Consider the following 431-nt stretch of genomic DNA (forward strand, 5'->3'; position numbering starts at 1 on the left):
CTGAAGCGCGGCGACATCGCCGTCTACACGCTGATCAAGGATGAGGTCGAGGGCCGCAAGATCACCGCCGGCACCCGCACTTTCGACCTCGCCTCGGGCGGTGTCGAGGTCAAGGTCTGCGATGATATTGCCCCAAAGATCCCCGCTGACGTGACCGCCAAGCTGGACGAGATCAAAAAGGGCATCGTCGACGGCAAGATCGTGATCGCCAAGGCAAAGTAAGCCAACAACAGCGCCTCCCTCCCAAGAAAGCGCTACACTGATCCGCCGCGGCTTGCCGCGGCGGATCAGTGTCCAATCTGCGAGAGCCACGTTGTCGAACACGCCGGGGTCGCCGACCCTCCACAGCAATGCCGCGATAGCCGTCGAGTTGACTGGCATCACCAAGCGTTTTGGCGCATTCGTCGCCAATGACGGCATCGACCTTGCGG

1 pseudogene is annotated in these 431 nt (G+C 61.7%); it reads left to right on the forward strand.

From position 1 onward, the window contains the following. Positions 1-222: pseudogene (locus EN893_RS37670) on the forward strand (BMP family ABC transporter substrate-binding protein); the annotation flags it as partial. Between the last annotated feature and the right edge of the window lie 209 nt (positions 223-431).

It is taken from the genome of Mesorhizobium sp. M7A.F.Ca.CA.004.04.2.1 (assembly GCF_004022825.1).
In the GTDB taxonomy this organism is placed as follows: Bacteria; Pseudomonadota; Alphaproteobacteria; order Rhizobiales; family Rhizobiaceae; genus Mesorhizobium.